18 protein-coding genes are annotated in these 19,393 nt (G+C 69.0%); 7 read left to right on the top strand and 11 right to left on the bottom strand.

Annotation, left to right across the window (positions count from 1 at the left end):
* Nucleotides 1-34: 34 nt before the first annotated feature.
* The 3 genes from AC3IMC_RS05730 to AC3IMC_RS05720 all read right to left on the bottom strand — a co-directional run bounded on the left by AC3IMC_RS05730 (nt 35) and on the right by AC3IMC_RS05720 (nt 4,123).
* Nucleotides 35-1,906: a metallophosphoesterase family protein gene (locus AC3IMC_RS05730; RefSeq protein ID WP_490917437.1), complete on the bottom strand. Its 1,872-nt coding sequence runs from the start codon at nt 1,904-1,906 to the stop codon at nt 35-37.
* Nucleotides 1,903-2,988, bottom strand: a complete 1,086-nt coding sequence (locus AC3IMC_RS05725; RefSeq protein WP_490917436.1) for a hypothetical protein — start codon at nt 2,986-2,988, stop codon at nt 1,903-1,905. Before AC3IMC_RS05725 ends, AC3IMC_RS05730 begins: the two co-directional genes overlap by 4 nt.
* Before the next feature lie 265 nt (nt 2,989-3,253).
* Complete coding sequence (locus tag AC3IMC_RS05720) at nt 3,254-4,123, bottom strand: DUF1295 domain-containing protein (RefSeq protein ID WP_490917435.1); 870 nt, start codon at nt 4,121-4,123, stop codon at nt 3,254-3,256.
* Between the two features lie 207 nt (nt 4,124-4,330).
* On the opposite strand from AC3IMC_RS05720, the gene AC3IMC_RS05715 reads away from it, so the two are divergent.
* On the top strand, nt 4,331-4,762 hold the full coding sequence (locus AC3IMC_RS05715; RefSeq protein WP_490917434.1) for a DUF2177 family protein: 432 nt from the start codon (nt 4,331-4,333) through the stop codon (nt 4,760-4,762).
* On the opposite strand, the gene fdhF is transcribed toward AC3IMC_RS05715, so the two are convergent.
* The 4 genes from fdhF to AC3IMC_RS05695 all read right to left on the bottom strand — a co-directional run bounded on the left by fdhF (nt 4,704) and on the right by AC3IMC_RS05695 (nt 10,862).
* A complete protein-coding gene (gene fdhF / locus AC3IMC_RS05710) occupies nt 4,704-7,439 on the bottom strand; it encodes a formate dehydrogenase subunit alpha (RefSeq protein ID WP_490917433.1) in 2,736 nt (911 codons plus the stop codon). The two genes, AC3IMC_RS05715 and fdhF, sit on opposite strands and share 59 nt — an antisense overlap.
* Complete coding sequence (locus tag AC3IMC_RS05705) at nt 7,436-9,163, bottom strand: NAD(P)H-dependent oxidoreductase subunit E (protein ID WP_490917432.1); 1,728 nt, start codon at nt 9,161-9,163, stop codon at nt 7,436-7,438. The genes fdhF and AC3IMC_RS05705 overlap by 4 nt, the downstream gene beginning before the upstream one ends.
* 168 nt (nt 9,164-9,331) lie before the next feature.
* Nucleotides 9,332-9,475, bottom strand: a complete 144-nt coding sequence (locus tag AC3IMC_RS05700) for an MFS transporter small subunit (RefSeq protein ID WP_490917431.1) — start codon at nt 9,473-9,475, stop codon at nt 9,332-9,334.
* A gap of 1 nt (nt 9,476) precedes the next feature.
* Nucleotides 9,477-10,862, bottom strand: a complete 1,386-nt coding sequence (locus AC3IMC_RS05695; RefSeq protein WP_490917430.1) for an OFA family MFS transporter — start codon at nt 10,860-10,862, stop codon at nt 9,477-9,479.
* A 205-nt stretch (nt 10,863-11,067) separates the two neighbouring features.
* Between AC3IMC_RS05695 and AC3IMC_RS05690 the strand changes: the two genes are divergently transcribed.
* The 3 genes from AC3IMC_RS05690 to AC3IMC_RS05680 all read left to right on the top strand — a co-directional run bounded on the left by AC3IMC_RS05690 (nt 11,068) and on the right by AC3IMC_RS05680 (nt 14,523).
* On the top strand, nt 11,068-12,744 hold the full coding sequence (locus tag AC3IMC_RS05690; protein ID WP_490917429.1) for an FAD-binding dehydrogenase: 1,677 nt from the start codon (nt 11,068-11,070) through the stop codon (nt 12,742-12,744).
* A gap of 77 nt (nt 12,745-12,821) precedes the next feature.
* Nucleotides 12,822-13,712 carry a potassium channel family protein gene (locus tag AC3IMC_RS05685; RefSeq protein WP_490917428.1) on the top strand — a complete coding sequence of 297 codons (891 nt, stop codon included), beginning with the start codon at nt 12,822-12,824 and terminating at the stop codon, nt 13,710-13,712.
* A 73-nt stretch (nt 13,713-13,785) separates the two neighbouring features.
* On the top strand, nt 13,786-14,523 hold the full coding sequence (locus tag AC3IMC_RS05680) for a hypothetical protein (protein ID WP_490917427.1): 738 nt from the start codon (nt 13,786-13,788) through the stop codon (nt 14,521-14,523).
* Between the two features lies 1 nt (nt 14,524).
* On the opposite strand, the gene AC3IMC_RS05675 is transcribed toward AC3IMC_RS05680, so the two are convergent.
* Both AC3IMC_RS05675 and AC3IMC_RS05670 read right to left on the bottom strand, forming a co-directional pair.
* Complete coding sequence (locus AC3IMC_RS05675) at nt 14,525-15,442, bottom strand: CPBP family intramembrane glutamic endopeptidase (protein ID WP_490917426.1); 918 nt, start codon at nt 15,440-15,442, stop codon at nt 14,525-14,527.
* Nucleotides 15,443-15,459: 17 nt separating this feature from the next.
* A complete protein-coding gene (locus AC3IMC_RS05670) occupies nt 15,460-16,509 on the bottom strand; it encodes a helix-turn-helix transcriptional regulator (protein ID WP_490917425.1) in 1,050 nt (349 codons plus the stop codon).
* Nucleotides 16,510-16,675: 166 nt separating this feature from the next.
* Here AC3IMC_RS05670 and AC3IMC_RS05665 point away from each other — a divergent pair, with 166 nt between their 5' ends.
* The 3 genes from AC3IMC_RS05665 (at nt 16,676) to AC3IMC_RS05655 (ending at nt 17,997) form a co-directional block, all read left to right on the top strand.
* Entirely contained in the window at nt 16,676-17,110 is a 435-nt protein-coding gene (locus AC3IMC_RS05665; protein ID WP_490917424.1) for a nuclear transport factor 2 family protein, read from the top strand.
* A 97-nt stretch (nt 17,111-17,207) separates the two neighbouring features.
* Nucleotides 17,208-17,846, top strand: coding sequence for a hypothetical protein (locus tag AC3IMC_RS05660; protein ID WP_490917423.1), 639 nt, complete (start codon nt 17,208-17,210; stop codon nt 17,844-17,846).
* A complete protein-coding gene (locus tag AC3IMC_RS05655) occupies nt 17,839-17,997 on the top strand; it encodes a hypothetical protein (protein WP_490917422.1) in 159 nt (52 codons plus the stop codon). The genes AC3IMC_RS05660 and AC3IMC_RS05655 overlap by 8 nt, the downstream gene beginning before the upstream one ends.
* Before the next feature lie 17 nt (nt 17,998-18,014).
* On the opposite strand, the gene AC3IMC_RS05650 is transcribed toward AC3IMC_RS05655, so the two are convergent.
* Both AC3IMC_RS05650 and AC3IMC_RS05645 read right to left on the bottom strand, forming a co-directional pair.
* The gene (locus tag AC3IMC_RS05650) at nt 18,015-18,269 is read right to left on the bottom strand and encodes a hypothetical protein (protein WP_490917421.1); all 255 of its coding nucleotides are present in this window, start codon (nt 18,267-18,269) and stop codon (nt 18,015-18,017) included.
* A 205-nt stretch (nt 18,270-18,474) separates the two neighbouring features.
* Nucleotides 18,475-19,152 (bottom strand): GntR family transcriptional regulator, encoded by a 678-nt coding sequence (locus tag AC3IMC_RS05645; RefSeq protein ID WP_490917420.1) that lies wholly within the window; start codon nt 19,150-19,152, stop codon nt 18,475-18,477.
* Nucleotides 19,153-19,393 lie beyond the last annotated feature (241 nt).

The raw sequence follows: 19,393 nt of genomic DNA, 5'->3' as shown, positions 1-19,393 counted from the left end.
GCAAGCGCTTGCAGAGATCTTCCTCATGTCTCGGTCAAGGGGCTGGACGCACCACGATGGCCGAGGCGCACTGGTTGATGAGCGTGCCGAGGCTCGAGGATGCGGTCGCCGTCTTCGTGCCGGTGGCGGACGTATCGGTCAGGGCGAGGCTGTTCACTTCGATGGCCGCATTCGACTTGGCCGCGATGTTCGACGACACGTCGCCCAGCTCACTCGTCCCCGCCGGTGCAGTGAAGGACGTGGTCGCTGAGTTGGTGCCGTTCCTGACGCCGTGCGCGGTCAGCAGCAGTGCGCCGGCAGTCACCGGCGTGATGGAAGGAGCCCGCACATCCGGGTATGCCACCCCGCTGTTGGTGTCAGTGGCGGGCGCGACGTCCAGCGGCGTCGTCGTATTCGCCCCCTGCACTGCCACCGCCGCCCACGCATACCGCGAGGCGGGCTCCGGCACGCTGGGCGCGGTGTCGCCGGCCTGCATCACCCGGTACCAGACCGCCTGGTGCGCAGAGGCTGAGCTGGCGCTCGTGAAGTCGGCGATGGCGCGGGTCCATCCGGCCGGAGTGGTGACATTCGCGGAACCGGACACGGTCACCTGGGAGAACAGGAAGACCGTGTCGCCCGGCTGCCAGCCTGCCGGCAGGGTGGGCGTGTACGAGCCCGACGCCGTCAGCTCGCCAGCTCCCGTTGCCGAGGACCTGACGGAGACCGGGGTCGCCGGCGTGGGCGTAGGCGTTGGAGTCGGTGTAGGCGTCGGAGTAGGTGTCGGGGTGGGAGTCGGTGTCGGCGTCGGAGTCGGAGTGGGAGTCGGTGTGGGCGTTGGGGTAGGTGTCGGCGTCGGGCTCGGCGGAGGCGCCGGGCGGGTCAGCGTGAAACTGTCCGTGTAGGTCCCGCCCGAGGCGCCCACGAAATTGCCCGTCAGCGTCGTGTCCGTCACCGACACTTTCAGGAAGCCGTAGGTCGGGTTGTTGTTGCTGCCCATGAAGCTCTGGAAGTACGGGGCCGTCGTCGTATTGCTCTCACTGTTGATCGACCTGCCGCCCGAGCCCACCGTAGCCAGGATGGTCCCGGTGCCGGCGGCGAACTGTCCGGTTGGATTCGTGTCCGCAACGCAGTCCGGATTGAAGCTGCTGACCGGGATGGCCGTGCAGCTGCCCTTGAGGGCGAGCGGGTAGCTGCGCGCGTACGCGTGGTCATGCGCCTGCAGGTACAGGTCCACCTTCTTGGCCACCAGCAGGTTCATCAGGTCCGGGCTGGCAGCGCACGGGTAGTTGACCATCGACAGGCAGTACATGTGCATCCCGACCACGACGAACGGGATCCCGGCGGCCCGTGCCGCGTCGATCGTCGAGGACACGTACTGGTAGCCCTGGGTTCCGGCCTTGTAGGACCAGTCCTTGGTGGTGCCGTCAAAGGTCAGCTTCGGGGACACCATGATCACCCGCACCAGCGGGCTCGTGGCCGGGTAGTCGGTGTAGAACTGCTGGCCGTAGTCCCCGGACGAGCCAAGCTTGTCCGGCAGGCACGCTGCGAAGTTGGACCACACGCCGTCCGGCCCGTTGTCCTCATGGTTCCCGGACACCACCTCGTAGGGCATGGTCCCGGCGTGCTGCGAGACGAACGAGCACCAGGACGACTCAGGGGTGATCTGGGAGTAGGACATGTCGCCGAGGTTGAAGAACGCTGCAGTCCCGGCGTTGCGGGCGGCGTCGATCACCTTGCCGGTCACCGTGTTGCCGCCGGTATCGCCGGCGAACCCCAGGCTCACCGTTGCTGCAGCGGTGGCCTTGGTCTCCCGCGATGTGGCGAGGAAGTAGACATTGGCGAGGACGAGTCCCAGGCCAAGCACAACGGCGAGGACGCGGCGCAAGGGAGTATGCAGTGGGTGGCGCACGCGCCGGCGGCCGTTCATTGGCAGCTCCATTCGGTGGCGCGGCGCAGGCCGTTGGCTGCCGCAGAATATCCGACGACGACGGTGGGCCCCGCCTGGCGTGACACGGAGGTGGCTGCTCCGGACACTCCGGTGAACTGGCCGTCCGAACCCGGCGGCAGGATGCGGGCGCTCTTGCCGATCCACATCACGGCCTGCGGCCGGGACGAGCGGAACGACGGCGTGCTGCCGGCGCCAACTGCGATGCCGGCCACGCCTGCCGTGGCACTGGACGCGGGCCCTGCGGCCGCTGCGCCCAGGTCATTGATGAGGCCCGATGCGCCCCACGCGACCGCGTGGGTTCCTTCCGGAACGGCGCTCTGGCCGAGCGCCTGCCCGGTGGAATCGATCGCGAGCACCACTCCGCCCCGTCCGCCCAGTGCCGGCAGCACCTTCGGCGTACCGTCGGGCGCCCACAAAACCGGGGACCCGCCGTCGCCAAGCGCCACGCCGCCGACGGTCCCGTCGGGGCCGACGGCGAATGCGTGGCCGCCCCGCGCACCCGCAGGCAGCGGAAGCTCGCGCGGCGCCGCCGTCACGCTGGGCCAGACAGCCGGATGCTCGTCCTCATCGGCGCCCGGCCCGTCAGCGTGGTCCTCGTTGGCGACCAGAACCCCTGCGACCACTCCCCCGTCTGAGACCGCCGACGGGATGGCAACCTTGCCCGGGCTGACGGGAAGCGGGTGGTACTGGCCGTTTTGCCACCACCATCCCACCAGCATTTCCTGGTTGGGGTCGTACCCGGTGCCTACCACCACTCCGTCCTTGTTCACCGAGGCGGGGGCCACGGCCTGGAGGGGTATCGACAACGCGGTGGCCTGCCCGTTCCGCCACAGCACCGGTGCGGACTCGCCGCCGGCCGTGTCGGCAATGCCGGCCACCAGGCCGTTGCTGCTGGCCGCGGTGGCGTTGCTGCCCGGGCCGCCGAGGCCGGGGAGCAGCCGGGCCGAACAGTTCGTGGCTGCGGGAAGGTCTGCCCCGGCAGCAGACGCCGCAATGGGCACCATCACCACCGCGCCCTCCAGTGCCAGCACTGCGGCTGTCAGCAGTGCCTGGGGCCGCACAGTCCTGCGCCCGCTGCCGGTTCCGCCTTTGTTAGTAAATCCGTAGTCCCGCAATGTTGCTCCCCGGAGTTGAGCCCAGATGCCCAGCAGCACCTGCAGCACAATCGACCACGGCCATGGCGGCCCTGTTCCTCTGAGGCTAGGACCCGGGCCAAACGGAAGTCACGAGTACGGGATACCTAATTCGCGGGCCCGCCCGTACTTGGGGGATATCCCCCTAACCGGCGCCGGGGCACCCCCCGCCGCATGCCGCCGTCGTACGCTCCTACCTAAGCCTGGGCACCAGCACGGGCGTGTTCTTCTTGTAGGCCTCGTAATCCGGCTGGCCGCCCCACTTCTTGTCGGCTTTCTTCTCCAGGGGCGGCACGCCGCTGCCCTTGGTCAGCAGCAGGGTCACGAACACCGGGGAAATGAGGGCTGCCCACTGCCAGCCCTGCAGTACGGGCAGGGCGATGATGGCAACGCCCACCCAAAGGATGATCTCGCCGAAGTAGTTGGGGTGGCGGGACTTTGACCACAGGCCGGTGCTGATGAAGCGGCCCTTGTTGGCGGGGACGTTCTTGAAGCGGGTTTTCTCGAGGTCCGCGACGGTCTCAATGGTGATGCCCGCGGCCCACACCAGCAGGCCCGCCCAGAAGAACCCGTCCAGCCCCACCTTCTTGTCCGATGTGATCGCCACCCAGGCGAGCGCCGCGGTGAGCACCACCCACAGGCCCTGGATGGTCCAGGTGTTCAGGAAGCGGAAAAAGTCCGGCTTGAGTTCGTCGAAACGGTCGTCCTTGCCGTGCTTGCGGATGCGCAGGAACAGGAAGCTGCCCAGCCGCGCCGCCCACAGCACCACCATGGCCGCCAGCAGCATGCCGCGGGCGTCCACCCCCCGGGAGGCCAGCACCAGGAACACGGTGATGGAGATGTAGGTCAGGGCCCCGGTGAGGTCGTAGAACTTCTCCGTCTGCGCCTTGTAGGACGGGATGAACACCAGCCACTGGATCACGAACGCGGCCGCCACCCCCAGTGCGAACACCGGGAACCCGCCGATCCTTGACCCAGCTTGGCTGCCGGCGAGGGCGATGAGCACCGCCACCACCACCGCTACGAGGATGCTGACAATCGCCTTGCGGCTGTTTCCGTTCATGCAGGTGAGGTCCTTTCACGGCCTGCCGCGCGCTGCTGCACGGCTGGCCTCCCGCGCCTTTGTGGAGGCACGTTTACATCCAACAACGCCTTGCGCGCCGTTTACCCAGTCTTCGGAGCCGCGGGGTTGTTGTATGGGTAGACCCGTCCGGCCACCGCAGCGGCACCGAACTGCTTCTGCAGCAGTCCCCGATCCCAGGAGTACACCATGAGCCGCCGCGCCAGGAACTGGCTGACCGCGTATGTTGTCAGCGCCGTGATATTCGCCGCCCTGGACGTCGCCTGGATCCTGCTGGTGGCCAACCCGCAGTACCAGAGCCAGATCGGCCACCTGCTGGCACCGCGGGCCAACCTGCCCGGCGCCGTCCTCTTCTACGCCATTTTCGTGGCCGGGATGGTGCACTATGGCGTCCGGCCCAACCACCCGGACGCCACGCTGCGGCAACGCGTGACGGGTGCGGCCCTCTTCGGCTTCTTCACCTACGCCACGTGGGCGCTGACGGCCTTCGCCGTGCTCAAGGACTTTCCCGCCGTGGTGGCGGTGACGGACATCCTCTGGGGAGCCGCGGCGTGCAGCCTGGTCACCTGGGTGGCTGCATCGGTCCTGCGCGACCGGATCCGGAAGGTGCGCCCAGCCTGACCGCGGTGACCTTGTACTCCGGGCAGCCGGTGGCCTCGTCCCCGACAGGTGATGTAAGTCCATTGACTGAGGCGCCCGGAAAGTGGAAGCCCGCGAACACCTGGCCGGGCTCCACGTCGTCGGTGATCCTCACCTGGAGTACGGCCTCCCCGTGCCGGCTCTCCACCCGCACGGTGTCCCCGCCGCCTATGCCCAGTGCCGCGGCATCGTCGGGACCGACGTCGACCGTCTCCCGTCCCAGCAGGCGCAGGTTCGCCGTGCGGCGCGTCATGCTCCCCGAGTTGTAGTGTTCCGCCCTGCGACCCGTGATGAGCAGGAACGGGAACTCCCCGTCGCATTCCTCCCCGGGCGGAAGGTAATGCCTGGCGGCGAGGTGCGCGCGCCGGTCAGGCGTGGCGAAGCCGTCCTGATAGAGCCGGGGTGTTCCGGGGGAATCCGCGGACCCGCACGGCCAGTGCAGCGGCCCCTCCCGGTCCAGGCGGGAATGCGACACACCGCCGAACAGCGGCGCCACAACAGCGCATTCGGCCATGGCGTTTGCCGGTGTTGGGCACCCGAGGCCAGTTCCCATCCGGGCCGCGACGGCGTGCAGCACCTCGAAATCCGTGCGGACACCGGCAGGAGGTGCAACTGACTCCCTGACCCGCTGGAAGCGCCGGTCAAAGTTGACGAACGTGCCGTCCTTTTCCAGCCACGCCGCCACAGGGAATACGACGTCGGCGGCAGCGGCGGTGGCGGAAAGGAACAGGTCGTTGCAGATCACCAGCGGGCAGGCGTCCAGGGCGGCGCGGACGGCTGTGCTGTCAGGATCGGTGGTGAGCACGTCCTCGCCGATGACCCAGAGTGCCTGCAGCGTCCCGGACCGGGCGGCGGCAAACATCTGCGGAATCCGAAGCCCGGGCCGGGACGGCAGCGGGGCCTGCCAAACCCCCGCACACCGCTCCCGCGCTGCAGGGTCAGTGACTTTCTGGTACCCGGGCAGCAGGTCGGGCAGCGCACCCATGTCCGAGGCGCCCTGGACATTGTTCTGTCCGCGCAGCGGGTTCACACCGCCGCCGCCGCCCGGGCCGACGGCGCCCCGCAGGACCGCGAGGTTGGACAGCGTCCGCACACCGTCCGTGCCGTGCAGATGTTCCGTCACGCCCAATCCGTAAAAGATGGCCGGCGCTGCTGCCTCCCCGTAGAGCAGGGCCGCCTGCACCAGGTCATCCTCCCGGACGCCGCTGATCGCCGCCACCCGGTCCGGCGGATAGTCGTCCAGCAGCACCCGCAGTTCGTCGTAGCCGGTAGCATTTGCCGCCAGGAAGTCGGAATCCACCAGCCCCTCCCGCACCAGGACATGCGCCAGGCCGTTGAACACGGCCACGTTGGTTCCCGGCCGGGGCCGGAGATGGACGTCGGCGTGCCGTGCCAGGTACGTCCGCCGGGGATCCACCACCACCAGGCGCGCCCCGTCCATGACCCGCTGGAAGATGCGCGAACCCACGACAGGGTGCGCCGCGGTCGGGTTTGCCCCCACCAGCAGGACAGCGTCACATCCGTCCAGGTCATCGAAGGGGTTGGTCCCGCCGCCCAGGCCGAAGGCGGCAGCCAGGCCAGCTGCGGACGGGGCGTGGCAGAGACGGGAGCAGTTGTCCACATTGTTGGTGCCCATGACGGCCCTGGCGAACTTCTGGGCCAGGTAATTCTCCTCATTGGTGGCCCGCGCCGAGGAGATCAGGGCGAATCCGTCCGGGTCCGCGTCCCGGACCGCGGTGAGCCTGGCAGCCACGAACCCGATGGCCTCATCCCAGGTTGCGGGAACCAGCGTCCCGTTCCGACGGATCAGGGGCGTGCCGAGCCGCTCCGCCGAGTTCAGGAATCCATGGGCAAACCGTCCCTTGACGCAGGCGTGCCCACGGTTGAGGGACCCGTTCCCGACGGGCTTGACCGTGCCGATCGTGTTGTCCCGGGTGACCACTTCCAACGTGCAGCCGACGCCGCAATAGCCGCAGGTCGTCGTCGTCCGCTGTTCACTGGCTGCCCTCTGTTCACTGGCTGCCCGCTGTTTGGTTGCCTGCTGCAGGTCCAGCAGCCCCCCATCCGACAATGCCCCGGTGGGGCAGGTATCCACGCAGGCCCCGCAGGAGACGCAGTCGGACTGTGCCCAAGGCCCACCTGTCCCCGGCGCCACTACCGTCCCGGCTCCCCGGCCCACCAGCGTCAGGGCGAACGTGCCCTGGATTTCCGCGCACGCCCGGACGCACCGCCCGCAAGCGATGCAGAGGTCCCGGTCGAGCTTGACGTACGGATGCGAGTGGTCCACTCCGCGGACCGGGAGCAGAACGCTGCCGGCCGGGGCACCCACTCCGTACTCCGCGCAGTCCCGGGCCAGCTCGCTCCGGTCCACGTCCAGGGCCCGTGGCGGCAGTCCCGCCACGATGGCCTGCAGTGCGGCCCGCCGCTCAGGTCGGGATGCGTCGACGGCGATCTGAAGGCCTTCCCGGGCCGGGGTGCTGCAGGCTGCAACGAGGCCGCGTCCGTCGACGTCCACCAGGCAGGTCCGGCAGGAGGCTGCCGTGCTGAGCCGGTCATCGTGGCACAGCGTGGGAATCTCCAGGCCTGCGCCACGTACCGCGTCAAGCAGGGTTGCTCCGGCCGGCACTTCCACGGGACGGCCGTCTATGTAGACCTTCATCCCTGCCACCCGGCCAGCCCGTAGACCCGGGCGAGGCTTCGCACCGCTGCCGGCACCCGGCGTCCAAAGGCGCACAGGCTGCCTGCCGCCATGGTGCGCAGCACTTCGCTGCGTTCCCGGCTGGAAAGGGCTTCATCGGGCTGCCGCCGGTCTTTCGGCACCCCGGCCAGGGCGCGGCCCCGCCACGTGCCCACCCGGCACGGCGAACACTGCCCACAGCTCTCCTCCGCGGCAAATTCCCACAGATTCTGCAGCACCTGGCCGCCGGTGAGCCGGTCATCGAAGGCGACGATTCCGGCGTGACCCAAGGCCGCGCCAAGCCTGGACAGGGCCGCTTCGCTCAACGGGATGTCGAGGTCGCCAGGGCCCAGGAAACCGCCCAGCGGACCCCCGATCTGGAGGGCGCGGAGCGTCCTTCCGTCCCGAAGTCCGCCGCCAAGGTCCTCCACGATCCGCCGCACGGGGGTGCCAATCTCCACCTCGTAGGCGCCCGGCCGAAGGAACCGCTCGGACAGGCAGGTGAGCACGGTCCCGGACTCGTCCGCCGTCCCCAGTGCCGCGTACGCGGCACCGCCGTGCTGCACAATCCACGGGACTGCGCAGAGCGTCTCCACGTTGTTCACCACGGTGGGCCTGCCGTGCAGCCCGTGCTCCGTGGGGAACGGCGGCCTGGGCCGCACCACGCCGCGAAGGCCCTCGAGCCCGTTGAGCAGCGCGGTTTCCTCGCCGGACACGTAGGACCCCGCGCCCACGGCCACCCGGATGTCCAGGCCGGTCCCGCTGCCTGCGGCGTCCGGGCCAAGGTAGCCGGCGGACCGGGCTTCTGCCACTGCCTCCCGCAGCCTGGCAGCGGCGCGCGGATACTCGGAGCGGACAAACACAATGCCGGTGTCCGCCCCGACGGCGAAGCAAGCCAGCGCCAGGCCCTCCAGCACGCGGTGCGGATCCTGTTCCATCAGGAGCCGGTCCGCGTACGAACCCGGGTCCCCCTCGTCACCGTTGGCCACCACCACCCGGGGAGCGGGATGCTCAAGTGCGGCCCGCCACTTCGCTGCGGTGCGGAATCCGGCCCCTCCCCGCCCCCGGAGTTGCGCGGCTTCCACCTGGGCCAGAACGTCCCCCGGGTCTACGGAGGCCGCGATGCCCGGCCAAACAGACCACGGCCGGGACTCTCCCAGTATTCCGGCGGTCACTACCGGCACCCGGCTGCTGCTTGCCACCGGGATGGACGGCGCCCTGGGCGGCGCAGTTCCGTGCAGTTGGTCGGCCAGGTCCGGCCCGGCATGCGCGTCCCCGCCGTCCAGCGCCGCCGGTCCGGAGTAGCAGTAGCCCAGGCAATGCACCTCCTGGAGGGAGACGGACCCGTCACCGCTCCGGCTCCCGGCCTGCACCCCGAGTGCCGCCTCCACCCCGGCAAGGTGCGTCCCCCCGGTGGCCGCGAAGCAGGCAGCTGCGGTGCACACCCGCACGTGCCTGGTTCCGTGGGGCACAGTGAAATCTGCGAAGAAGGATGCCGGGCCTTCCACGGCAGCAGCGGGCAGGCCGAGGCCGCGGGCAATGCCGGGGCTGGCAGCGGCAGTAGGCGCGGATTCGGACTGGCGCAACGAGTCAGGGACGCCACCAATGTCCCGGCCAAAGCGGGCGGCATACCTGCGGAACGGATCGTCGGTGTTCCGGTCCGGCGTGCCATCGGTTGGGGAGCCCAGATGCCGGGGTTCCTGCATGCCCCCAACCTTGGTCCCTGCTGGCTAGGCCAGGGAAGGGTCCAAAGTCCCCGCGTGGATGACGTCTGACGCCAAACTGGCCCAGTTTTCACGGGAGGCTGCCGGGAATCGGGGGAAATTCCGGCAAGCGCTACCCCAAAACTGGGCCAGTTCGGCACGGGGCAAAGGTCAGCCGAACAGCGCCGCCACCCGGGTCAGGGTCTCGTAGATACCGTAGGCCAGCGGCACGCCCACCAGGGCCCAGCCGACGGCGAGCTTCCCGGCCGAGGGGTTGACGGGCGTTTGGTGATTGTTGTTTTGAACAGTGCTCATCTCAGGCCTCCATGGCTGGTTCGTGCCGCTCGGGGCGGGGTTCGTGGAATCGGGCATCAACGGGTTTGACCAGCAGGTTGGCCACAAAGCCGATGACGAGCAGCGCCACCATGGTCAGCAGCGCCGGCTGGTAGGACGCGGCGTTCAGCTGGCCGGGCTTGCCCTGGGCGTCCAGGAACGCGTTGACGATCAGCGGCCCCGCCACGCCGGCGGCGGACCAGGCGGTGAGCAGCCGTCCGTGGATGGCCCCCACCTGGAAGGTGCCGAAGAGGTCGCGCAGGTACGCCGGGACCGTGGCGAACCCGCCGCCGTAGAACGAGATGATGACGAACGCGAGCGCCACGTACAGGATGGTGGTGCTGGAGCCGGCCAGGGCCAGGATGGTGTAGAGCACCGCGCCGACGCCCAGGTACACCATGTAGATGCGCTTGCGACCGGTGACGTCGGAGGTGGCGGACCAGGCGAACCGTCCTGCCATGTTGCCGATGGACAGCAACCCAACGAAGCCCGCGGCAACCCCGGCGCTCACCAGGGACTTGCCGTCGGCCTGCCGGAAGAAGTCCTGGATCATGGGAGCGGCCTGCTCCAGGATGCCGATGCCCGCGGTGACGTTGCAGAACAGCGCCACCCACACCAGCCAGAACTGCCGGGTCTTGATGGCGTTCTTCGCGGAGACGTTCTCCCTGGTCACCAGTTTGGCTGCCTTGACCTTCGCCGGATCGAACCCGGCGGGCCGCCAGCCGTCCGCGGGCACCTTGATGGTGAACGCGCCGAAGAGCATGTACACGAGGTAGATGGCGGCGAGGGTCAGGAAGAGCTTGCCGACGGCGTCACCGCTGGCCACCCAGCCCTGGGCGCCGGAGTTGGGATCGTACGCCTTGAGCAGGGCCTGCGATACCGGGCTGGCGATCAGCGCACCACCACCGAAGCCCATGATCGCCATTCCGGTGGCCAGGCCGGGCCGGTCCGGGAACCACTTGATCAGCGTGGACACGGGCGAGATGTAGCCAATGCCCAGGCCGATGCCGCCCACCACGCCATAGCCCAGGTAGACCAGCCAGAGCTGACGCGTGAAGATGCCCAGCGAACCGATAAGGAAGCCACCCACCCAGAACATTGCCGAGGTGAACATAGCCTTCCGGGGGCCGTTCCGGTCCACCCAGGTGCCCATGACCGCCGCGGACAGGCCCAGCATCACGATCGCGATCGAGAAGATGACGCCGATCTCGGTCAGGCTGGCGCCGAAGTGCTTGACCAGCGCCGTCTTGTAGACGCTGGTGGCGTAGGCCTGGCCGATGCAGAGATGGACGGCGAGCGCAGCCGGCGGGACCAGCCAGCGGTTGAAGCCCGGCGGGGCGATGGAGTGGTCACGGTCCAGGAAGCCCATGTTGATTCCCTTGCTGTTGAAGACGACGGTGTCCAGAGGCTAAAGGCTCATACCCGGGCCCGTTGCCTTCGGCAATTGTGCGGTAGATCATCAGCAAACGTACTATTGGCGCGCCGAGCGGCGGGGAATTTACGGTGAGCGGCACGCTCCGCTGCTGTACGTTGGACCCGTACCCGTCAGTAGCAAAGCTGGAAGCAGGTGCCGCATGGACGCGGACGTCATCATCATTGGCGGCGGGCTGGCCGGGCTGGTGGCCAGCAACGAGCTGGTCCGGGCCGGCAGGCGCGTGGCCATCGTGGACCAGGAGAACGAGTCCAACCTGGGCGGGCAGGCGTTCTGGTCCCTGGGCGGGCTGTTCCTCGTGGACACGCCGATGCAGCGGCGCCTGGGCGTCAAGGATTCCTTCGAGCTGGCGTGGCAGGACTGGCAGGGCTCAGCGCAATGGGACCGCCTCACCGGCCCCCATCCCGAGGATGAGTGGGCCCGGCAGTGGGGCCGCGCGTATGTGGAGTTCGCCGCCGGCGGGAAGCGCGCATGGCTGCGGGAGCACGGCATCCGGTTCACGCCCCTGGTGGGCTGGGCCGAGCGCGGCGACGGCAGGGCCGGCGGCCATGGAAACTCCGTCCCCCGCTTCCATGTCCCATGGGGCACCGGCACCGGGGTTTCGGAGCCCTTCGCCGCGCGTGCCCGGGAGGCTGAGTCGGCAGGCAGCGTCCAGTTCTTCTTCCGGCACCGGGTGGACGGTCTAACGTACGACGGCGGCACGGTCACCGGGGTGCGCGGCTCGGTGCTGGCACCTGACGCGTCGCCGCGCGGAGTGTCCTCCACCCGCGACGTTGTGGCGGAGTTCGAGCTGCGGGCGCAGGCGGTGGTGATCGCGTCCGGCGGGATCGGCGGCAACCACGGGCAGGTGCGGCGGTGGTGGCCCTCGCGGCTGGGGACTCCGCCGCGGACGATGGTCACCGGAGTGCCGGCGCACGTGGACGGGCGGATGCTGGACATCGCCGATGATGCCGGGGTCCGGCTGGTGAACCGCGACCGGATGTGGCACTACACCGAGGGCATCCGGAACTGGAATCCCATCTGGCCGGACCACGCCATCCGGATCCTGCCCGGGCCGTCGCCGCTCTGGTTCGACGCCCTCGGCCGGCGGCTCCCCTCCCCCGGCCTGCCCGGCTACGACACCCTCGGCACCCTGCGGCTGCTGCGGACCGCGCCCGATACCCAGCAGTACGACCATTCCTGGTTCATCCTCAACCAGCGGATCATTGAGAAGGAGTTCGCGCTCTCCGGCTCCGAGCAGAACCCGGACATCACCGGCCGGGACCTCAAGCTGCTGCTCCGGACCCGGCTGGGCCGCGGCGCCTCCGGTCCCATCGAGGCATTCAAGGAGCACGGCGCGGATTTCGTGGTGGCGGACACTCTGGCGGATCTGGTCCGCGGGATGAACGGGCTGACGGAGCAGCCGCTGCTGGACTACGGGCAGCTCCTGCGGCAGATCGAGGAGCGCGACGCCGAGGTTCGGAACCCCTACTCCAAGGACGCCCAGGTGGCAGGCATCCGGAACAGCCGCCGTTTCCTGGGTGACCGGCTGTTCAGGACGGTGAAACCGCACCGGATCCTGGACCCGAAGGCCGGCCCGCTGATCGCCGTGCAGCTGCACGTGGTCACCCGGAAGACGCTCGGCGGGATTCAGACGAACCTGTCCGGACAGGCACTCGCACAGGACGGCTCCCCCATTCCCGGCCTTTACGCGGCGGGGGAGGCTGCCGGGTTCGGCGGCGGCGGGGCGCACGGCTACAACGCGCTGGAGGGCACCTTCCTGGGTGGCTGTATCTTCACCGGCCTCACGGTGGGCCGCTCACTCGCCCGGGCACTCTGACCAGGCTTCGTGCCCAAGCCCAGTGCCGCCGTCGTGCGCTCCACGTGCCCGGAACCGGCGCACTTAGGATGTGAGGCATGGACTTCGAGGACGCGCTCCTGACTGCCACGGGCGCCGCGCTGATTCTTCTGATGGTGGCCGACGTCTTCCATACCCTGCTGTATCCGCACGGGTCGGGGCCGGTGGGGCGCACCATCATGCGCGGGTTCTGGCTGCTGTCCAGGAAACTCCGGGGCGGGGCCTCCTCCATCGCCGCGCCGCTGGCCATGGCCGCGGTGATCGCCGCGTGGGCTGCCCTGGCGGCGGTGGGCTGGGCGCTGCTGTACCTTCCGCACCTGCCGGACGGCTTTTCCTACTCCCCCGATGTCGCACCGCAGGCAGACTTTCCGGAAGCGCTCTACATCTCGCTGGTGGCACTCTCCACCGCCGGCTTTGGCGAAATCGTCGCCACGCACCCGCTGCTCCGGCTGGTGATGGCGTTCCAGGCCGTGGCCGGTTTCGGCCTGCTGACAGCCACGGTCTCCTGGATCCTGCAGACCTACCCGGCGCTGAGCCGGCGCCGGGCCCTTGCCCACCGGCTGAACCTGTTCCGGGAAGCGGCGGGCCCGTCCGGCATCGCCTCCCTGGACGCGCGGCACGCTGCGGGGCTGCTGGAATCGATGGCCGAGAACGTGGCGTCCGTGAGCATCGACCTGGTGTCATTCCACGAAACCTACTACTTCCATGAGGTGGAGCAGCGGGGTTCCCTGCCGGCGACCATCGCGTACGCCCACCGGCTGGCCTCCGAGGCCCAGGCCAGTGACAACGCCGAACTTCGGTTTGCCGGCCGGATGCTCTTCGCGGCCTTGGATGACCTGGCCGACGTCCTCCGCGGAAAGTTCGGCCACGTGGGGGAATCGTCCTCCGATGTCTTCGACCACTACGAGCTCCACCACAGGCACCGGCGGCCGCCGGAGTCCGGGCGGTAGCCGACCTCATCCGTTGTCGGCACCGGGGGCCGGGCGTAAACTCAGCCCACCATCCACACGGAGGCGGGAAGCCATGAAGAGCATCCGGGCGCAGGCCCTCGACGCGGAACAGAACGCCAGGCTCACTCCGGGCGGCGACGAACGGTTCTCCGGGTACGGCGTCATGGGCCTGCCCTTCAGCTCCGGCCACGTCCTGGCCATGCGGCGCTTCCCCGTGACCAGCGTCGGGCCGGGTTACAGCTCCGTCTGGCTGCGCCGCCCAACGGGACGGTGGACCATCTACGCCGACGCCCCTCCCGAGGTTTCCTGCGCCCGCTATTTCGGCGCGGCCCTGGACGACGCCGTCCAGTGCGGCGTCCACGTCAGCTGGACGGCGGACAACGCCTTCACCGTGACGATCGGCCGCGACGTGGACCTGACCTGGACGGTGGAACTGGCGGCCACTCCCGTCACCAGTTCCATGAGCGCCGTCATGACCGCGCTGCCCCACCCGCTCCTCTCGAACACACCGTTCCTCAAGGCCATGAGTGCCGCCGCCGGGCCCATGCTCGGCGCCGGAAAACTGGGCCTGGCGGGCAGCGTGCCCAACAAGCAGGGATTCCGGGCCAAACCCCGCCGTATGTGGTTCATCTCCCGCAGCTCGGCGGCCCTTGCCGGCGAGGACCTCGGCACCCCGCAGCCCCTGCCCGCCCAGACCCGGCTGGGCGATTTCTGGATTCCCCAGCGCGGCATCTTCGTGATCGGCGCTTCGGCCTTCGACCCGTTCGATCCCGCGCAGCATCTTCCGGCGACCGCGCGCCGGAGCGCCTAGGCTACCTTCGCCGGCGCGGTGACCTGTGCGGTATCCGGATGTGGATGGGCCGGAAACGCCGCGGGCCGGTCATCTCGCCCCGGCTTGTCAGTGCCACCGCGGCAACCAGCAGCCACATCGTGGCCGCCTGCCCCCACGGGTAGACCTGCTGGGGAACTCCAGGCGTCGTCGGGTTGAGGATATACTGGAAGGCCGCCAGACTCGCGTGCATCAGCGCCACCACGAGCACACTGCCCGTATGGTCGTAGACCCAGACCATCAGCACCCGGTAGGCCGTGAGCTGGCCGACGAGTACCGCGGCAATCCACAGTGACATGAAGACCGCCAGCGGCACACCGCCGTTCGTTCCGCCACCGCCCCAGTAGTTCACGAAGAAGTGCCACCCGCCCCACAGCACCCCCACCAGGAGCCCGGTCCAGAGAACGCTGAAGTGCTGCCTTGCCCGCGGAACGGCGAACCCGGTCCAGCCGATCTCCTCGAGAGGCCCGACCACCAGGCCCAGCACAGCTCCCATGACGAGCGTCCCGGCCCTGTCCGGCTCCGAGGCAATCCGCGGCGCATAGTTCAGGGAAGAAATCCACAGCACGAGCACGGGGGCGGCCAACGTTACCGGGGCCACCAGCAGGGCGAAGAGGTACCAGCGGCCGTCGACCCGCCACTTCGCCAGCCTGGCCCAGAGGTCCCGGTACCCTTCCCGTCCCGACACGATTCCCGTCAGGACGAGGCTGGCCACCGCTGGACCCAGCAGCATGGCCGGCACGGTGGCGGGCATGGTGAGCTGGAACTGTTCCGGAGTGGGTGAGAGGCCGCCGGTGACCGCCCACACGGCCAGGACGATGGCACTCCAGGACAGGAGGAAGGTCACGGCGTAGTACCACGGCAGCGGGTGCCTGCGCACCGATGTCGCCAAGGCATGCATGGGAACCTCCCCGCGCTTCAGGCCACGAGCCGGGCCACCAACTCCCCCCGGCTCCCAACGCCGACTTTCTCGAAGACAGACTTCAGGTGGTCATGCACCGTGTGCGGAGAGATGAACAGGTGCCGGGCGATGTCCGCCGTCGGATTTCCGGACAGCACCTCCAGGCAGACGTCCCGCTCGCGTGCCGTGACGCCGTAGGCCATCAGCAGCAGGCTGGCGAGTTCATGGGTGGTGGCGGGTTCCACCGTGACCACCATCTGCTCGGGGTCGTCCCCGGTGATCAGCCTGCTGGCCTGCAGCACCACCCAGTTGTCCCTGGCATCGCGCATCCTGGCCCGTGCCGTCCCGGAGGCAGCGGCATGCGCCTGCGCCACGAGCGAATAGAGCGTCATACTGAACCTGCCGGGGGCGGCTTCCTCCACATCGGCCAGCCAGGTGGCGGCGGCGGACGTGGCCGCGCGCAGCTCGCCGTGCAGCCCGGCAAGGACAATGACGGGCCCGACGGCGGCCTGCCGCACCGGGTTCGCCACACGGACGGCAACCCTGGTGGCTGCCGCAAGGGTGGCGGTTACCGCGTCCAGGAATTCCAGCTCGCGGTCGCTAAAGTCACGGCCGCCGCCACGGAAGATGCTTCCCACTCCCCAGCACGCGTCGTCCACGCGGAACGCCGCCCGCAACTCATGTTCCAGGCCCTGTGGCTTGAGCAGGTCGTTGATGCGGACGCTGCGGACCACCTCCCGGTGCGGCGCGTCCGACATCCTGGCGATGGCATGCGGGCGGCGCAGCAGCTCGGCGAAAGTGTTCGGTTCCTGTCCGGCGTATTCGGCCTGGGCAAAACGGAGGCTGTACTCCTCGTACTGGTCCTTGCCCACCGGCCAGGGCTGCCAGTTGGTGATGGAGGTCATCGCCATTGATTCGGGGTCGACGGCGGCCCAGCACCCCTGCTCGAACGGCACCTCCCGCTGCACGACGGCGAGGGCCGAGGTGTAGAGGTCTGCCAGGCCCAGGCCGTCGGCGGCCAGGGCTGCGATGTCCCGTCGGGCACGCTCCGCGCGCTCCTCCCACATACCTCAAGTATCGTCCCGGACGGCGGCGGGGCAATCCCCTAATTTGGGGGTCTCCGAAGCACCCCGAAACCCCCGGCGAGGGGATCGCATCGGCGCGTGCCGCCGTCGTACTTTTCCTCTATGGACGCCGGACCGAGCCCGGCTCCCCGGATCAAAGGAGGTTGCAATGGGACAAGCACGCGATGTGATGGACCGGCTGATGGCGGCCATGGAGGCCAAGGACAAGGAGGCGCTGGCCGGCTGCTACGCCGCCGACGCGGTGCTTCACACGCCGGACCGGGGCGGGATCACCGGACGCGCGGCAATCGCCGACTACTTCTTCCATTTCTGGGAGGCCATGCCGGACGTCCGGTACGAGCTCGCAGACCAGCATGAGGCCGGGAACGTGGCCATCGACGAGGGCTTCGTGACGGGCACCAACACCGGCACGCTGAGCCTGCCCACCGGCGGGTCACTGCCGCCCACCGGCCGGCCCGTCCGGGTCAGGAGCTGCGACGTGGCCGCGGTCGAGGAAGGTGTGATCACCTCGTACCGGGCCTACTTCGACCAGCTGGAACTCCTGGGACAGCTCGGACTGCTCCCGGAACCGTCCAGGCAGTGACGGGCTAGACTGGCCGGGTAAGGACGGATTGGGGGATCCAGGGCGGTGTTTGCTGCCGTTTCCGCTGGTCGGTCGCCGGCGAACGCAAAGGACCCCCGTGGCCTTCTTCCAGGATTTTCCCGTTCCTCCCCTGCCGCCCCGGCCCCGTGCCGTCCGGCACACTCCGCCGCCGTGGGCCGGCCCGCCTGCCTATGAACTGCCGGCCGTTGTGCACCTCGGCACCTTCCTGCACCGCAGCCGGGACGCGGTCGTGGCGCTCCGAAGTGCCGAGGTGTTCTCCGCGGGAGTGTCCTTCAACCTGTCGTGGGTCTTCCGCCGGGGCGACGAGGACGAGGAGGCCTGGGACGAGAGGCGCGGCCTGTTCTTCCGGCCCATGGGTATGCACCAGGGCAGGGCTGCCCAGTCCGCGCTGATGTTCGGCGTCCAGCTTCCCGACGGTTCGAAGGCCAGTTCCGGCCATCAGGTGCCGTACGGGCTCATGGGCACCGATGGGCAGCCCGCGCCTCCAACCCTTGCCCTGAACAACGGCGGCGGCAGCGGCGGCGATGACGAGCTCGCCGGCACCGGCAACTTGTGGCTGTGGCCGCTTCCGCCTGCCGGCGACCTCCGGTTGTTTGCGCAATGGACGGAGTTCGGGCTTGGGGAAACGTCCATCACGCTCGACGGCGGCCGGCTGCGGGATGCCGCTTCCGGCGCCCAGCAGTACTGGCCCGGGGAGGACAGCAGCAATGGGTAGTTTCACTGGACTTGTCCTGTATGCCGTCTTCGTCGCCGTCTTCTTCTACATCCTCTACGCCGTGGTGCGCGCCGCGGTACGGGACGGGATTGGCCAGGCCGACGAGCGGCGGCGACGGCGGGCTGCGGAGCTGGACAAACACAGTGCGTAGGGCCTAGCGGCGGCCGGCTACGCAGTCACCTCCTGCACCGGGCATTCCTTTTCAAGGGCAGAGACAATGCTTCCATAGCCCTGAAGGAACATGCGGCGGCCGTGGCCGTCATCAGTCCACACCCAGATGATGGAATAGTCGGCCGTAATGGCGTCCACAACCCCGGTGCCGGCGAGGGTTCCTTCGGTGTACCGGACGCTGTCCCCCACTGCCAGGCGGGGATGCCGGACCCGTTTCCTTCGTGGCCGCAGGATAGCGGCGGGCCCTACCATTGCCGTGGCTCCTGGCGGTGGTTGTCCTGGTTGTGGTGCATTGGGTTTCCTTGGGTCGCGGGCGGATGGCCAGCTCATTACAACCCTGCCCGCTGCTCCCAGGTCACGCACTGAGGCGTGGTGAAGCAAGACTAACGCGCGGGGCGGCGCGCATGCCCGCCCGGGCCCAGGCAACCAATTGTGACTGCCGGCGCGCGCGTGATCATTAACGGTCGACGGCGGCGAGCAGCTGCGCTTCGGCGCGGTTCAGGTAGCCGGCAAGGAAGTTCGCTGCCGCGGCCGGATCCCCGGCTTCCAGGAGTTCCACGATCCGGGCGTTGTCCTCCACGTAGGGCTCATGGAAGGCGGGGTCGGCAGCCATGGAGTGGAACACCAGGCGCATCTCCGCCAGCACCTGGTCCATCAGTCCGTTCAGGCGCTCACTGCCGGCACGGTTGACCAGTGCGCGGTGAAAGTCCTGGTTGGCACCCGCCATGGCAGGGATGTCCCCTTTCGCAGCTGCGGCACGGGCGCGGCCGACGATCTCCTTGAGGGGCCCCACCGGAGCCTGCCCGGACCAGAGCACAGAGGCGGGCTCCAGGAACCTGCGGACCCGGTAGATCTCTCGGATGTCCTCTGCTGTCGGACGGGCCACGAAGACACCGCGGTTGGGGATGCGCGTGACGATGTGTTCGGCGTGCAGGGCGGTAAACGCCTCCCGGAGGGTGTTGCGGGAAACCCCCAGGGCCTCGCGGAGTGCTTCCTCGGCGAGCTTGGTTCCTGGCTTCAGCTGTCCTGCCTCGATGCGGCTGCGGAGCTGCGCGGCAACCCAAAGCCCCGTTTCGGCGTGCTTGGTGGTCCTGGCCTCGGTCTGCAGATCGTCCAGCACCTCGTCAAACGTCATGGCTCCACGATATAGGCCTCCGGCCGGCTGCCCGGACAACCCGCCATCAGGTCCTGCCGCTTCCCCACGGACGCGCCATCACCTCCTGCCGCTTCCCCACGGATGCGCTATCAGGTCCTGCCAGTTCTGCATGGATCCGCCATCACCTCCTGCAGGTTCCCCGTGACGCCCGTTCAGCTCTTGTGAGGGAAGTGATGGGGCGTCACCGCGGAGCGGGCGTTTGCTGATGGTGGGTGGTTGT

It is taken from the genome of Arthrobacter sp. E70, from assembly GCF_058266945.1.
Note: the sequence above shows the minus strand (reverse complement) of the source record. Positions and strands in the feature narration are given on the sequence as shown.